At 48.1% G+C, this 16,271-nt stretch carries 12 protein-coding genes and 2 tRNA genes; 9 read left to right on the top strand and 5 right to left on the bottom strand.

What is annotated here, in order from left to right:
* Positions 1 to 257 precede the first annotated feature (257 nt).
* Both J3491_RS09025 and J3491_RS09020 read left to right on the top strand, forming a co-directional pair.
* Positions 258 to 815, top strand: coding sequence for a hypothetical protein (locus tag J3491_RS09025; RefSeq protein WP_075102233.1), 558 nt, complete (start codon positions 258 to 260; stop codon positions 813 to 815).
* Positions 816 to 853: 38 nt separating this feature from the next.
* Complete coding sequence (locus J3491_RS09020; protein WP_100748763.1) at positions 854 to 1,753, top strand: tetratricopeptide repeat protein; 900 nt, start codon at positions 854 to 856, stop codon at positions 1,751 to 1,753.
* A 96-nt stretch (positions 1,754 to 1,849) separates the two neighbouring features.
* On the opposite strand, the gene J3491_RS09015 is transcribed toward J3491_RS09020, so the two are convergent.
* Entirely contained in the window at positions 1,850 to 3,985 is a 2,136-nt protein-coding gene (locus J3491_RS09015) for an NADPH-dependent 2,4-dienoyl-CoA reductase (protein WP_207969928.1), read from the bottom strand.
* A gap of 641 nt (positions 3,986 to 4,626) precedes the next feature.
* Between J3491_RS09015 and J3491_RS09010 the strand changes: the two genes are divergently transcribed.
* Complete coding sequence (locus tag J3491_RS09010; protein ID WP_207969926.1) at positions 4,627 to 6,294, top strand: AMP-binding protein; 1,668 nt, start codon at positions 4,627 to 4,629, stop codon at positions 6,292 to 6,294.
* A gap of 130 nt (positions 6,295 to 6,424) precedes the next feature.
* On the opposite strand, the gene J3491_RS09005 is transcribed toward J3491_RS09010, so the two are convergent.
* The 4 genes from J3491_RS09005 to hemA all read right to left on the bottom strand — a co-directional run bounded on the left by J3491_RS09005 (position 6,425) and on the right by hemA (position 10,161).
* Complete coding sequence (locus J3491_RS09005; RefSeq protein WP_172953035.1) at positions 6,425 to 6,844, bottom strand: DUF6691 family protein; 420 nt, start codon at positions 6,842 to 6,844, stop codon at positions 6,425 to 6,427.
* Between the two features lie 77 nt (positions 6,845 to 6,921).
* Positions 6,922 to 7,359: a YeeE/YedE family protein gene (locus J3491_RS09000; protein ID WP_100748759.1), complete on the bottom strand. Its 438-nt coding sequence runs from the start codon at positions 7,357 to 7,359 to the stop codon at positions 6,922 to 6,924.
* Positions 7,360 to 7,548: 189 nt separating this feature from the next.
* Positions 7,549 to 8,682, bottom strand: a complete 1,134-nt coding sequence (locus J3491_RS08995) for an aminotransferase class V-fold PLP-dependent enzyme (protein ID WP_075102226.1) — start codon at positions 8,680 to 8,682, stop codon at positions 7,549 to 7,551.
* 123 nt (positions 8,683 to 8,805) lie between these two features.
* Positions 8,806 to 10,161 (bottom strand): glutamyl-tRNA reductase, encoded by a 1,356-nt coding sequence (gene hemA, locus J3491_RS08990; RefSeq protein WP_207969924.1) that lies wholly within the window; start codon positions 10,159 to 10,161, stop codon positions 8,806 to 8,808.
* Positions 10,162 to 10,725: 564 nt separating this feature from the next.
* Between hemA and J3491_RS08985 the strand changes: the two genes are divergently transcribed.
* The 6 genes from J3491_RS08985 to J3491_RS08960 all read left to right on the top strand — a co-directional run bounded on the left by J3491_RS08985 (position 10,726) and on the right by J3491_RS08960 (position 16,208).
* Positions 10,726 to 12,624, top strand: coding sequence for a tetratricopeptide repeat protein (locus J3491_RS08985; protein WP_207969922.1), 1,899 nt, complete (start codon positions 10,726 to 10,728; stop codon positions 12,622 to 12,624).
* Between the two features lie 150 nt (positions 12,625 to 12,774).
* Entirely contained in the window at positions 12,775 to 13,473 is a 699-nt protein-coding gene (lolB, locus tag J3491_RS08980; RefSeq protein WP_424108354.1) for a lipoprotein insertase outer membrane protein LolB, read from the top strand.
* Between the two features lie 104 nt (positions 13,474 to 13,577).
* Positions 13,578 to 14,534 carry a 4-(cytidine 5'-diphospho)-2-C-methyl-D-erythritol kinase gene (gene ispE, locus J3491_RS08975; RefSeq protein ID WP_207969920.1) on the top strand — a complete coding sequence of 319 codons (957 nt, stop codon included), beginning with the start codon at positions 13,578 to 13,580 and terminating at the stop codon, positions 14,532 to 14,534.
* 301 nt (positions 14,535 to 14,835) lie between these two features.
* Positions 14,836 to 14,911: transfer RNA gene (locus J3491_RS08970), tRNA-Gln, on the top strand.
* Between the two features lie 163 nt (positions 14,912 to 15,074).
* Positions 15,075 to 15,150: transfer RNA gene (locus J3491_RS08965), tRNA-Gln, on the top strand.
* Positions 15,151 to 15,260: 110 nt separating this feature from the next.
* Entirely contained in the window at positions 15,261 to 16,208 is a 948-nt protein-coding gene (locus tag J3491_RS08960; RefSeq protein ID WP_058367921.1) for a ribose-phosphate pyrophosphokinase, read from the top strand.
* Positions 16,209 to 16,271 lie beyond the last annotated feature (63 nt).

Below are 16,271 nucleotides of genomic sequence, written 5' to 3'. Positions count from 1 at the left end.
CAGGCAAAATTTCTACGTCAAGGCTGGATGGAGAATAATCTACCTAAGCTGTTTCATGATATGGGTTGTATCTCTTTTATTCTAGACTGACTATACCTTAGAATCCATTATTCATAATCGTAACAAGTGGGTTGAATCTCCAAAATTTAAATCGAATGAGAAATATAGAGAGCAATTAGTGAACTACTTGAAATATTTAGAACAGATTAAACAACCTAGTTTTGAAAAATATTATTGAGTATGTAGGAAAATAATCAGTGAAAATAAGAGGCAAACAATATAAATTATCCGACATTTTACTTATTGCTTTCGTTATTATTTTATTTATATGGACTGTAGACTTAGAACCAAATAAAGAGCTTGAAATATACCAACAAGAATTGGTTGAGAAAGAAAGCTGGCTCATATCCGAACTTAATAAAATTGCTAATTTTATGAGCTTCAAAGTAAGCGATAATAGTCATTCTAATAGGGATGTATGGTACACATCCAGATATGCAAGCCCCGAGTTTGACAAGAATAGACTGTTACATTTACATGGCTTTCTTCTCAAAGAAGGCTGGGTAGATATGACTGATAAAATTGACAAAAACGATTATATAGCTAATACCTCAAGTAGATCTGATCAAACAGCCAAACGTGTCCATATTCTATGTAAGGATAAAGCTACCATTTTTATGTATATGACCGACATGCAAAATGATTATCTTATTGATTTATTTAAAGCACGTACTTTGGTGGAGCTTAAGTACGATTACAGCTTACCTTGTTATGACTTAAATGAGCCACAGTATAGTCATACTAATGCCAGATAATAAATAATAGATAAAAAAATTTCTCCGAAGGAATTATAATGTATCAACAGAAAATTTATAACTTAGCCCAATCTATATTGCTAGCGACAGTGCTATCCAGTAGCTTAATAACTTCTGCTTGTTTAGCAGAGTCTTCAAACACACCTATATTATCTAATCAAAGCACCCCTGCTGAAATATACGAGCTTGGCCTTGCCTATTTTGAGGGTGACTCAGTCCCTCAGAGCTATGACAAAGCTTTTGAACTGTTTCAAGAAGCGGCTAACCAAAAGTACTCTGATGCTCAATTTAATCTTGGTGTTATGTACGAAAATGGAGTAGGCGTTGCTCAAAACTATGAAAAAGCAATGCAACGGTATTTGTTAGCAGCTGATAATGGAGACTTTAAGGCTCAAAATAATATAGGCTCACTGTACTATTTTGGCAAGGGCGTAGATCAGAACTATGATAAAGCCCTTGAATGGTACAAAAAAGCTGCTGATCAAGGGGTAGGTGTAGCACAACTTAATATGGGTGGTCTCTATGAGAACGGTTATAGTGTACCGCAAGATTATGATAAAGCTTTTGAATGGTATGCATTGGCAGCTGACAATGGAGACTTTGATGCCCAAAATAATCTTGGCACTCTTTATGAAAACGGCTACGGCGTACCGCAAGACTATGACAAGGCTTTAGAGTGCTATACCAAAGCCGCTGATCAAGGGTTAGATTTAGCACAACTTAACATCGGTGGTCTTTATGAGAACGGTTATGGTGTGCCGCAAGATTATGATAAAGCTTTTGAGTGGTATCAAAAGGCCGCCGATCAAGGCAATCAACAAGCCAGTAATCGAATCGGTAGATTGGTTATGAATGGTAAAATCGACGATGAAGGTATCGTTATTTATAGCACACAAGAAACGGGACTCACATTAGGTGATATCGAAGAACCCCTATAGAATTAAAAAGGGTCACAGTTTACGAAGTAAAAAACGGCAGGAGATCCCTCCCCTACCGTCCTTTCAATTTAAAACTTTAATTCAAAAATTAAACTTTTAAATACTCGCCGCAACCTCAGCGCCATCACGAATCGCACGTTTGGCATCTAGTTCAGCGGCGAGCTTTGCACCGCCAATCAAATGATACTGCGCGTCTGGCGCATCGCCGACATTTGGCATCAACTCTACGACCGACTCTTGACCGGCACAGACCACCACGCTATCGACACGCAGCAGCTGACTTTGACCTTGGGCATTGGTCACCCAAATGCCCTCGTTGGTGATTTTGTCATACTGTACGCCTGCGACTTGGATGACGCCGTGTGACTTGATATGGGCGCGATGCACCCAGCCAGAGGTTTTATTGAGTCCGCTACCCAGACGGCCTTTAGTGCGCTGCATCAAGTACACTTGGCGAACCGGCTTAATGGCTTCAGGCTTAATCAAGCCACCCTCCGTTTGGTAACTCGTATCAGAGGTCACGCCCCACTCTGCGCGCCACTCGCTGATAGACTGCGGCGTGGTGCGGTAGCTTGGATCTTTTAGCGCGTCAGGGCCGATTTCATCAAGTGATTGACCGTGGTTGGCCGTCAGATATTCACTGACATCAAAGCCAATACCGCCTGCGCCTATGACTGCGACCGTCTCGCCAACTGATTTTTCGCCCGATAGCAGCTCAGCATAGCTGATGACTTGTGGCAGCTCAGCACCTTCTAGCTTGCCTTCAAGGCTTCTTGGGACTACGCCTGTCGCGACAATAACATGATGGAACTTGGCTTTCTCAAGCATGTCTTTATCAACTTTGGTATTGAGTTTAATCTCAACACCTAAGTGCTCAAGCTCATTGATATAGTAGCGAATGGTCTCAAAAAATTCTTCTTTACCAGGGATGACTTTGGCATAGTTAAACTGACCGCCCAAGACGTCTTTGGCTTCAAATAATGTCACGTCATGCCCACGCAATGCCGCGACGTGAGCCGCTGACATACCAGCGACGCCGCCACCGATGACTGCGACTTTTTTCGGATTTTTGGTTTTCTTATAAACCAATTCCGTCTCGTAGCAGGCTTGCGGATTGACCAGACAAGTCGAGCGTTTGTTTTCGAACGTATGGTCAAGACACGCTTGGTTACAAGCGATACAAGTATTGATGCGATCCGTCTGACCGTTTTTGGCTTTATTAACCCAGTGCGCATCGGCTAAGAACGGACGCGCCATCTGAATCATATCCGCCTGACCACTGGCGACGATATCCTCTGCCGTCTCTGGCATGTTGATACGGTTGGCTGCCATCATTGGGATACTGATGTGCTTTTTAATCTCAGCGGTGAAGTCGACAAAAGCGGCGCGCGGTACGCTGGTGACGATAGTCGGTACGCGCGCTTCATGCCAGCCAATACCGGTATTCATAATGGTGACGCCCGCTTCTTCTAGCGCCTTGGCGACTGTGATGACCTCATCCATGACGTTGCCGTCTTTGACCAAGTCAATCACTGACAAACGGAACAGAATGATAAAGTCTTCGCCCACCGCCGCACGAACGGCTTTGACCACATCGACAGCAAACTTCATACGGCCATTGATATCACCGCCGTATTGATCGCTGCGTTTATTGACATGACGAGACAAAAACTGGTTGAGCAAGTAGCCCTCTGAGCCCATAATCTCAACACCATCATAGCCTGCTTGCTTGGCAAGCTTGGCGCAGCGTGCGTAGTCCTCGACGGTTTGTTCGATGTTTTTGACACTCATCTTACGCGGTTTAAACGGTGTGATGGGTGACTTGATGGGACTTGATGACACGATAAATGGATGATAACCGTAGCGGCCACTGTGCAAGATTTGCATGATTATTTTGCTATCAAACTTATGTACCGCACGGGTGACGCGCTGATGGTTGATGACGTCCATTTTGCTATTCATGGTGCCGCCAGCGGGTAGCAACCAGCCTTCGCGATTGGGCGAGATACCGCCTGTGATCATCATCGCCACGCCGCCCTTTGCGCGCTCTGCAAAATAAGCCGCCAGCTTGCCATAATTATAAAAACGGTCTTCAAGGCCGGTGTGCATCGAGCCCATGACCAGACGGTTTTTTAAGGAGGTAAAGCCTAAATCTAATGGCTCGAATAGATGTGGATAGTGGTCGTTTGCGCGAGCAGTTTCTATGGTTTTGGCAGTGCGGCTGGCTGTCATATCATTTTCCTTATGAATGGTTTGTGAGACTACTTTTAAGCTGGCTGAGCATGCAAAAGTTTCGCTTTTATATCAGCTAGGCTGCGGGATTGAGCATTGCTGATATCCTAACACACCGCTATTATTATCAGCTACGCGGACAAGCGACTGATGAGTGGGCAATATATTGCCGCGATGGATGGACAATACGGTTTTTGACATTTGTTTAAACATCCGCCATAAAACCTGCCCCATTTTCGGTACGATTGGCTATAATAGCGGGGCGCTGCTTTTTGCTCAGCCAAACAGTCGGTCAAGCAATCAGACAAAAAGCCTATCGCCTGTGACGCAAAACTCACCCTACTTAGCGGGCCATTCAGTGATACGCTAGGCAGTTTACTGACAGCCGCCATTCAGTGGTAAGCGTTGTCGTTGAGTGACGTTACAGCTGTCACCATGCGGCTGCAATCAATAGTGCGCAGGCTTTGAGCCAATAACTCTGATGACCAATGCACCGCACGTGAGTCGCGTTTTACCAGTAATACGATGACATTGGCGTCGCTGTGTTATTTTGAGCTGACTTTGAGTTGAGCTGACTTAGCAGCCGCTTCGCTCATCCCTTGCACCATCGCATTATAGAAATACGATAAAGGACTATCCTAATGACAGACTTTCATACCGGTCTTGGCAAAACGCCTGCCAATCACCAACCGCTCACTCCTATCGACTTCATCATCCGTAGCGCGCAGGTCTACCCTGACAAAACCGCCATTATCTACGACGATCTGACGCACAACAACCTCACCCAGAGCTGGCAACAGACTTATGATCGCTGTCGTCAGCTGGCTGATGGTCTGCGCAAACTGGGTATCGATAAGAATGATACCGTCGCGGTGATGATGCCAAACACGCCAGCGATGGTCGAATGCGCCTTTGGGGTGCCGATGTCAGGCGGTGTGCTTTGTACCCTTAATACCCGTCTCGATATCAATGCGCTTAGCTTTTGTTTGCAGCATTCAGAAGCCAAAGTATTGATCTTGGACAGTGAGTTTGCTGAGCATGCCGAGATTATCGATGAAGCCTTTCCCAATCTTATCGTCATTCATGCGACAGATGCCGCGATCGATATTGAGCGTTTTGGTCAAATGAGCTACGAAGAGCTCATCGCCAGCTCAGACAACCTAGACAACTGGGAACGTCCATCGGATGAGTGGGATGCCATCGCCCTTAACTACACCTCGGGCACCACGGGCAAACCAAAAGGCGTGGTCTATCACCACCGCGGTGCCACGCTTAACGCTGTTTCCAATATTCTAGATTGGGATATGCCCAAGCACCCGATGTATCTATGGACACTGCCCCTATTTCACTGCAATGGCTGGTGCTTTCCTTGGACCATCGCCGAGCGCGCCGGTATCAACGTCTGCCTGCGCAAGATTGATGCAGATTTGATTTTGCAGCTGATTGCCAAGCACCAAGTGACACATTACTGCTCAGCGCCTGTGGTGCACAACATGATCGCAGGTGGCAAGGCTGAATATAAAGCAGCCATTACTCATGAAGTCAAAGGCTGGGTCGCTGGTGCGCCGCCCTCTGAGACCATGCTGGCGGCGATGGAAGCCATGGGCTTTCATATCTCGCACGTTTATGGTCTCACCGAAGTCTATGGGCCAGTCACCATCTGCGCTGAGCAAGACGAGTGGGAGACGCTGGATGTCGCTGGTCGCGCCCAGAAAAAATCACGTCAAGGCGTGACCTCGCATCTGATGACGGGTTTTGAGCTGTTTAAACAAGGCACCACGGAGCCAGTCGCCGCTGATGGGGAAGAGATGGGCGAGCTGGCCCTGCGCGGCAATATGGTGATGAAAGGTTACCTAAAAAGCCGCAAAGCGACCGAAGAAGCCTTTGCTGATGGTTGGTTCCGCACCGGTGACTTGGGGGTCAAATACCCTGATGGCTATATCAAAATTATGGATAGGCTAAAAGACATCATCATCTCAGGCGGCGAGAATATCTCAAGTATCGAGGTCGAAAACGTCTTATACAAAATGCCTGAAATCCAAAGCTGCGCCGTCGTCGCCGCACCGCACGACAAATGGGGCGAAGTGCCCGTGGCCTTTATCGAGATTCATGCTGGTAGCACCTTGCAGCGCGACCATGTGATGGAGCACTGCAAGCAGTACTTGGCAGGCTTTAAAGTGCCCAAGTACATTATCTTTGCTGAAATACCTAAAACCAGCACGGGCAAAGTACAAAAATACGAGCTGCGCCAAGCGGCCAAATCACTGGCACACGAAACACCCAAAGTCACCGCCAGTGCCAAAGCATAGCCATTAATCGTTTTATATCAGTACTGTAAAAAGGTCAGCCTAACGACTATCGTTAGGCTGACCTTTTTGATGCATAAGTTTTGATACATAAGTTTTGATATATGGGGATTGTCACTTAAGTCACCAGCGCTCAATCAAGCTTTGGCTCCACCCACTGATAGATGAGCATACCTGCTAGCATAGCAGCGGCAAATACATACGCTTGCCAGTGCCCTGTCCCCAGTAGCACAATGCTTGGGCCTGGACAGATACCCACAAGCCCCCAACCGATACCAAACATCATCGCGCCCATTAGCAGCTTTTTGTCAATCACAGTCTTACTTGGCAATAAGATAAAAGTGCCCGCCCAGCTGGTTTTTTGCCGCTTGGCCAACTGTACACCGATGATCGCCACTAGCAGCCCCCCACCCATCACCAAGGCCAAGGAGATATCCCACGCGCCAAAGACATCCAAAAACCCTTGCAACTTAGCAGGGTCGGTCATGCCTGCTATCAGCAGTCCCAAGCCGAATAATAAACCGGCCAGTAATCCAATCATATTTTTTAGCATTATTGTGCCTCATACTTCATCTGTTTATTCAAGCCGTTATAGATAAAACGAGCCGTCTATACTGCGTTAAGTCATTTTTAAAACATACCGAGTACATGCCTGCCCACATACACAGTCACGACACCAAACAACATAAAAGTCGCCGTCGCTGCCATTGAGCGTTTTGACAGGCGCGCGTTGCCGCAGATACCGTGGCCACTGGTACAGCCTGACCCCAAACGCGTGCCAAAACCCACTAATAGCCCAGCAACGAGCAACAAGGGTAATGACGTGGTGATCTCTATATCTGGCAGTGGTCGCACCAGACTATATAGTAAAGGCGAGACAATAAGCCCTGCGATAAACAGTATCTGCCACACCTCTATGTGTTTGGGTTTTAGCACGCTTGACACGATACCGCTGATGCCGGCTATACGCCCAATACCCAATAGCAAAACAACGGTCGATGTCCCTAATAGCAGACCCCCGACCAAGGATATCGGCGTAAAGGCCAGCCAATCTATCTGTATACTCATCATATTTACCTAAGCCAATTTTTATCAAAAATAAAATACATTCGTTTTACATAAATACATTATATAATAAAATATAATAAAAGGGTAAAAAAATACTGAACCCAATGATTATAGGTTCAGTATGTGATCTGGATGATGCCCAATCAGATAAATGGTGATTAGGGCATGCCCTCAGTTTAATACGAGCTATTAACTGGCCAATACTTCATCTAGCGCAGTTTCAAAGCGCTGCACAGCTCCGTCGATATCAGTCAATTTATCCAGACCAAACAGACCTAAGCGGAAGGTTTTAAAATTATCAGGCTCGCCAACTTTGAGCGGCACACCAGAGGCGATCTGTACGCCAGCCGCCGCAAACGCCGCGCCTTTATGCATATCATCACGGTCGGTATAAGAGACGACCACGCCTGGTGCTTGATAGCCTTCTGCTGCCACGCTCGCAATCCCTTTGGCTTCGAGCACGTGACGAATGCGCTTACCCAGCTCCCACTGCGCCTCACATAACTGATCAAAGCCGATTTTTTTGGCTTCATTGACGGTGTCGCGGAACTGACGCAAGCTATCAGTGGGCATCGTCGCATGATAAGCATGGCCGCCGTTTTCATAGGCGCGCATGATATTTAGCCACTGTTTTAGATCAATACTAAAGCTGTCCGACTCGGTGTTGTCTACTTTTTGTACAGCCGCTTCACTTAGCATGACCAGCCCTGCGCCTGGGGTGCTGCTCCAGCCTTTTTGTGGGGCGCTGATCAGCACATCGATGCCCAAGTCTTTCATATCAAGCCAGACACACCCTGAGGCGATACAGTCAATGACCAGCAAGCCACCAACGCTATGGACCGCCTCGGCCAATGCCTTGATATAGTCTGCTGATAAGATAATACCTGATGAGGTTTCGACGTGCGGGGCAAATACCATGGCAGGCTTGGTCTCTTTAATTTTAGCGACTGCATCTTCGATCGCGACAGGAGCAAACGGCTTTGGCGTATCGCCGTCTTCGCGGTGTGCTGTCAGTACCGTTGATGACTTGGCGATTTTGCCTTTGTCTAAAATTTGTGTCCAACGATAACTAAACCAGCCGTTACGGATGATCAAGCAGTCTTCATCATTGGCCAGCTGGCGCGCCACAGCCTCCATTCCATAAGTACCAGAGCCAGGAACGATGGCGACCGCATCGGCGTTATAGACAGATTTTAGGTCAGCAGATAAGTCGTTCATGACTTGCTGAAAGGCTTTTGACATATGGTTTAGGGCGCGGTCAGTATAGACCACGGAGTATTCTAGTAGGCCGTTTGGATCAATATCTTGACGTAAGGCAGTCATGGGATGCTCCTTGCTCGTTTTCGGATTTTTGGATGGGTATAACCTGTGTTTTCGCCCCATTGATTATAGGGGGTAATCTACCAAAAAACCAACCCGTGTTTAGTGAACGGGCGAGTAAGAGATTTAGCGGCGGCGGTGGGCGTCTTGGAGTCCCGAGACCACAAAATCTAGCAGCTCACTATCGCCTTGGCGGGCGGCTTTGCGCATAAGCTTGGATGGTGCGTGGGTCAGCGTCTGGGTAAGGCGACGTGACAGCTCGGTGAGGATATCTTCGGGATCGGCATTGTCTTGCTGTAGCTTGGCGATAGAGGCTTGTAGCAGCTTGTCCACCTGATCATGAGTACGGGCACGATACTGCTGGATGTCTTTGCCAACTTGACGGACCTGAAAACGGCGATCCATCTCAACGACCAGCTGACTGACCAATAATTCGGCATCGACAGCTGCCTGCCTGCGCTGCTCGATATTGCCTGCGATCACATGCTGCAAATCATCGACCGAGTACAGATATACATCATCGATACGGCTAATGGTCGAGTCGATGTCGCGCGGTACTGCCAAATCGATCATCAGCATCGGTTGATAACGACGGCGCTTGAGTGCCTGTAGCGTCATGGTTTTATCAATGAGTACATCCATACTGCCACTACAGCTACTGACAATATCGGCTTCACCCAGCACTTGCGGCAGCTCCGCAAGTGCTCTGACCTCGACGCGGCGATTGGGATGGCGCAATTCGGCCGCCAAGGCTTCGGCGCGCTCAGGGTTGCGATTACAAATAATCACTCGCCCCACACCCAGCCCTGCGATATGCGTCGCCACCAAGCGGTTCATCTCCCCTGCGGCAACGACCAATAGCGTCCGACTGGGCAAATCATTAAATATCTGCGTGACCAGTTTGGCCGCAGCAAAGCTCAACGACACCGCTTGCGCGCCCACCTTGGTCTCATTTCGCACGCGTTTGGCCGCGGCAAAGACTTGATCGACAATCCAGCCGAGCTGATTACTCAAGGCTTTTTGGTCTTGTGCCAAATGGACGGCACGCTTGATTTGACCAAGGATTTGCGGCTCACCCAAGATCATCGAGTCCAAACCTGCGGCCACTCGCAGCCAATGCGTCAGAGCATGGGTATCACGGTGCACGTATAAATGAGGCTCAATCTCGGCCAGTGGCAGCTGCTTAAACTCAGCCAGCCATGTTTTTATCTTAATAATATGAGCGCTGATGGCGGCGGCCGATAGAGTGGTGCTGGTGGTCGTGGCGGCGTTGGTTGCAGACGGGGCAGGCTCGCTTTCTGCAGGCTGCGGTACCAGTGCATAAATCTCGGTACGGTTACAGGTCGAGACGATCACACTGCCATCGGTAAAGGCCTCTAACTGCTCGAGTGCGACATTCACATCGTCACCAACAAGCGCCAAGCGCTCTCGTAGAGCGACTGGTGCGGTTTTGTGATTGACCCCAATGACCACTAATCTCATTATTGATAGACCATAAAAATGACGCTCACCTGCCAGCCATACGGTGTTTTGATTGTTTATATAAACCAATTCTTATATAGTCGACTCTAAATAAAACAGATACATTGTATTTCAACACGGAACTGTCTCATTTTTATCCTAAACTCACTATATATAATATATAAACAAAAAATACCGTTTGCGACGACAGCGCTAAAAGGAAGAGCTTAAAATCGCCTATTATATCATTATTACCAGCGTTAATTAACACTCACCCACTTCGGATGAGTATTTGCTTGTATCTGGGCACTTGCCCGACAAATCAACCACCTAGGCGACTTTTATGACGGGTATCATTACATGACACCCTGCATCTGTAATTGTGCGCTAGTTGAGTAACACGGCTGCTATTGTTTATCTTGTCATTCTACTCTTATAATGTTTGACAGGCACTTTCATCTGAGTGTTACCCTAAGTTTTCATCTCAGCCTGCATCATTGAAAACGCACCTTAACCTGACGAACCACCCCTTATTAAACGCTACCTATGGATTAGGCAGTCACTATCGGGCGAACACAGCTATTTATGATTTTTTTTGGGTCATTATTTCGGGCACCGCCAGCACTTGATGAGCGATTGAGCCTACGCGCTTTATTAAACCTCATTATAGAGCGCTTGTGCCAACGCTATCGGCTAACGCTATCGTTGGCTGTTTGTCTGTGCCTATCTGCCCCTGTGCACGCCAGTGCTATCGATATTCCAGCGAAGGCAGAAAACCAGCAAAACAGCGCCAGCACGCTTACGAGCGCCGCGACACCCAGCGCCAGCGAAAGACTGCCAGAGACTGTCGATGTGCAGCGCTTGGCTCCTGCTAGTATCTGGCAGCCTGAGCTAAACGAGCCAAGCTTGTACGCGCTTTTGGCAGCAGAGTTTGCCGCTGATCGCGATGACAAACAACGCGCCGTCGCCATCTATAAACAGCAATCATTCAAAAAGGATGCCACCGCTGTCTTTGAGCGGGCGCTGAGCCTGTCTTTACAAAACGAGAGTGTGGGCGACTCGTTACAGTTTGCCAAAACGTGGCAAGAGCAAAACCCCGATCACGTGCCTGCTTGGTTTTATGTCGCGCATTTGGCACTGCGTGCACACGATTACGTCTTGGCAGGCGAGACACTAAACCGCATCTTACGCTACGACCCACGCGCCGACTTAAGCGAGATATTAATCGGTATCTATCCCAATACCGATGCTGACAAACGCGATCTACTCGCCGCGCTTCAGCCGCTCGATAGCAAGCAAAATGCGTCATTGTCGGTACTAAAGGCAGGCCTGCTCTATCAATTTAATGAGCCTGAGATTGCTATTGTACATATCAACCGTGCGCTGGCACGCCAGCCTGATTATGTGCCTTTTATTACCCTAAAGGCAGATATCTTACGCAAAATCGTCACCGCCGAAACCGTGGTCAATTACCTTAGCCAAGCGCGCCTGCGCAACCCTGATAGCAAGAGTCTGTACCTATACGAGATTCGCTATTTACTGGACTTAAAACAAAGCCAAGAGGCGTGGCAATTATTACTACAAGCGCACGAGCATTTTCGTGAGGATGCGGAGATTACCTTGCTTGCCGCCTTGGTCAGTCTGGATATCGAAGAGTACCGCAGCGCTGATGAGCTGCTAAATATACTCGCCACATCTCCGGCTTATCTCGATCGGGCCTATTATTATCTGGGCATCAGTGCTGAGCGTCAGCAGCGCTTTGAGCAAGCCAAACACTATCTCAATGCAGTGATGCAAGAAGACTTGGTATTGGAGGCACGTCGAAAGGTGGTGGCGTTTGAGCTACTTGATGACGATGTCGCTGCCGCCATCAGCACTTTAGAAAAACTACGCAAACAATTTAGCGTCTTTGCCCCTGACACTTATGTCATGCAGGCCGATATTTTATGGCAACAAAACGAGCCGGATGAAGCGCTACGGCTGTTGACTCGGGCAGCGCGTAAATACCCTGACAATGAGATGCTATTGTTTGCTCGAGCTCAGCTCCTCGATGATAAAAACGACTATATCGTCAAACGCACCTTGCTCAATCATCTGCGCGCGCTCGATCCGAGCAATCTGGCCTATCAGCTAAGTTACGCCCAGCTGCTCTTGGCCAATGAGCCAAACTCTGAGCAAGGCTTGGCCTTGGCGACCGACATCATCCAAATTCGTTATGATGATCCGCGCTACGACAACGAGCTGCACTTGCAAGCGCTCAACATATTGGCAAGTAACGCCTTGACCAACCAACGCTATCAGCAAGTCATCGACTATCTACAGACGCCTTATGATGTCTTTCCGACCTTACGCTCAGGCACGCTGTTGCTACGTGCCTATCAAGGCCTGGGCGATAATGCCAAAGTCGAGGCCTTGCTTGCCGACTTGCAGCAGCGCTTTTCATTTGGTCAGCATAATATCAGCGACCGCATACAACTGTATTAGAGTCTGTGCAAAAGCGGGGTGCGGGGCACCGGTTACAAGGCACTTATAAGAAGCTAACAGCCGCGTATAAGCGAGTAACAAATAACGCTTAAGCTAGCCTTTAATCAAAATTATTATTTTTGCAAATTTGTTTGTTTTTGAGGATGTTTTATGCCAGTTGCCACCCTTTTTTTTCAGCTCCCTGCCGAGTTTAAATCCAAATATAAATCCAAGTGCAAATCTAAGTTTCAGTCTAAAGCTAAATCGCAAAAGCTGATCCTGCTGACAGCGATGGCGGCTACCCTTGCCATCACCTCTGGCTGTCAGTCTCTAAAGACTGCCAATGCTAGTCATCAATCAGGCACCATGATACAAGGTCAAAACAGCGAGCAGCCAAACAAGCTTGAGCGTTTTAATATCACCGGCAAGATTGGTGTGACCACGCCTGCCAGTGACAGCAGCGGCGCGCAAGGTGGCAGTGCGTTTTATGCATGGGGCCAGCAAGACGATCGATTTGCCATCGAGCTGATTGGCGCACTCGGTATTGGCAAAACCAATATCGAATACGATGGTCAGACGGCCACCTTGGTCAGCGAAAAAACCGGTACTTTGACCGCTGATGATCCTGAGACCCTGCTAAAAAAAGCCACAGGCTGGCAAGCGCCCATCTCGCAAATGCCCTACTGGATATCTGGTCGCCCCGCACCCTCAGACAGCGCGCCCAAGCTCGATGCACAAAACCGCCTGATAAGCTCGGTCAATGGTGAGTGGACAGCCAGCTTTACTTATAGAGGCTCAGACAAACGACCTTCCAAAATCAGCGCAGTGCAGCCACAAGGCAACAAGGTTGTCATGACGATTAATCATTAATCCATCAGGTATCAACAACGGATCGCCTTTCAAAAGCTATCGTTGCTCATTAATATAGCTTTTTATAACTGTACCTTATGATGAAAAAACATGACTGAAAACATATGATTGAAAATATAGCGGCATCATCTGCTTCTACGATGACTCGTCTCTCACCTGCCAAGCTCAATTTGTTTTTGCACATCACTGGCAAGCGCGCTGATGGCTATCATGATCTGCAAACGGTTTTTCGCCTGCTTGATTGGGGCGATTATCTGCATTTCTCACTTGTAGATGGCCTAGTAGACATCGATAGCACTTTAGCGATCGATCAGCTATGTGAGCGACTATTAAAGCTGACAGGCGCAGAAGCCATCACCAGCCATGTCACGGACAATCTGATCTTTCAGGCGGCCCGCGCTTTATTGGCCGCGGCCATAGCGTCAAACAAGCTATCCAAGCAGCTTGCGCCAGTGACGATTGAGCTGGACAAACACTTACCCATGGGCGCAGGGCTGGGCGGTGGCTCCTCTAATGCGGCGACGACACTGCTGGCACTTAATGAGATATGGGCGTTTGACTTCTCCCAAGATGAGATGATAAACATCGGTGCGACAGTGGGCGCAGATGTGCCGATTTTTATCTTTGGTCAGGACGCGATTGCGCAGGGCATTGGTGAGCAATTAACGCCGATAGCGCTACCAGATCAGCAGTATTTGGTCTTGACGCCTACGGCACATGTCAGCACCGCTGAGCTGTTTACCCATCCTACGCTGCAGCGTGATATTATCCCCCTCTCCATACCGACCATCAAGCGCCAAGCAGCGCACTATACACAAGCTCTACATGCGCCGTATCACAATGTCTTCACACCTGTCGTCACCGGCCTCGCCCCTGCCGTCGATGATGCATTACAGTATTTACAAGTCTTAGAGACGGTAGCACGCAGCACAGCACGGATGACCGGCTCTGGTAGTGCGGTATTTTTGCCATTGGATGCCAGTATTGCTACCGATAAGGCGTTAATAAAAAAATGGCTGGCAAATGCGCCTTGTCCTGCTTACTTGGTAGATAACTTATAATGGCGCTATCAGAGTACAGGCTGCGTCCCAAAAGCGGCGGCTTTCCTATACACACTAAGGCGGCTGATATAAATACTCCTTGCGCGCTACGCCGATGGAGACTACGTAACTGTATTTAAAAAGAGTATCACAACAGCACGTCAGAAAAATTTATACCCGCTCCACGTTGAAATATAGTGTATCTGTGTTATTTAGAATCGACTATATAAAAAATCGAGTGCAAAATTTTTTAATAAATACTAGAAAAAGGCGCAAATGACTTGCAAAATCTAAAAATTTACTTATAATAGGTCGCCACAATAGGGGTATAGCCAAGTTGGTAAGGCATCAGGTTTTGATCCTGACATCCGTTGGTTCGAGTCCAGCTACCCCTGCCATTTTTAGTTTGGATTGCTAGTGATAGCAATTGACAACACCTTCCCAATTTCGGTATAGTTCGCAATGAACACCGCTAGGGAACGCCGTCTTAGACGGTTGATAGGTAGCGACGCCTAGCTAATACTTTGTTAGCATTCAGCGCTCGTCCTGCCTAGACATTACAGGGGTATAGCCAAGTTGGTAAGGCATCAGGTTTTGATCCTGACATCCGTTGGTTCGAGTCCAGCTACCCCTGCCATTTTTTACTATCTTAGTAGTCTATAATTACTTTCACCACTCTTTTCTTTATTTGGGCAGTTAGACACTGCTTAGTGGTCGCTGCTTGAGTCAATAAATAGGACTTCAGTCATGCCTTATTTGGCAATTTTTACGGGCAACGCCCATCCAGAACTTGCGAAAACCGTCGCCGACCACCTACACATTCCTCTTGGTAAAGCTGACATCACGCGTTTTTCTGATGGCGAAATTGCCGTGGAAATCAAAGAGCACGTGCGCGGTAAAGACGTGTTTATCATGCAGCCGACTTGTGCACCGACCAACGACAATTTGATGGAAATCATGATGATGGCGGATGCGCTTCGTCGCTCTAGTGCGGGCCGTATTACAGCAGTCATGCCGTATTTTGGTTATGCCCGTCAGGACCGTCGTCCACGCTCAGCTCGCGTCCCTATCTCAGCCAAAGTCGTCGCCGATATGCTAAATATCGTCAGTATCGACCGCGTCATGACCGTAGATTTGCACTCAGATCAGATTCAGGGTTTCTTTGACATCCCTGTCGACAACATCTACGGCACCCCTGTCCTGTTAAATGACCTACAAAAACAAGACTACGACAACATCATGGTGGTATCGCCTGACGTTGGCGGTGTGGTACGTGCTCGTGCGATGGCCAAACAATTGGGCGACACCGACATGGCGATCATCGATAAGCGCCGTGCCCGTGCCAATGAGTCGCAAGTAATGCACATCATCGGTGATGTGCGTGATCGTGACTGCGTCATCGTTGATGATATGGTCGATACCGCAGGCACCCTATGCAAAGCCGCTGAAGCATTAAAAGAAAACGGCGCGCGCCGCGTATTGGCTTACATCACCCACCCTGTACTATCGGGTAATGCGCTAAAAAACATCTCTGAGTCAGCCCTAGATGAAGTGGTCGTGACTGATACCATTCCATTGTCTCCTGCTGCTCAATCTTGTAGCAAAATCCGCCAAGTCAGTATCGCACCGATGCTCGCTGAGAGCTTACGCCGCATCAATAACGAAGAGTCTATCAGCGCCATGTTTGACGCCTAACGACTTATCTGTCAGTGGCGGTTTGCACATACAGCTACACACACACCTGATATAAAAAAACAG

It is taken from the genome of Psychrobacter halodurans, assembly GCF_017498075.1.
Lineage (GTDB): Bacteria > Pseudomonadota > Gammaproteobacteria > Pseudomonadales > Moraxellaceae > Psychrobacter > Psychrobacter celer.
Note: the sequence above shows the minus strand (reverse complement) of the source record. Positions and strands in the feature narration are given on the sequence as shown.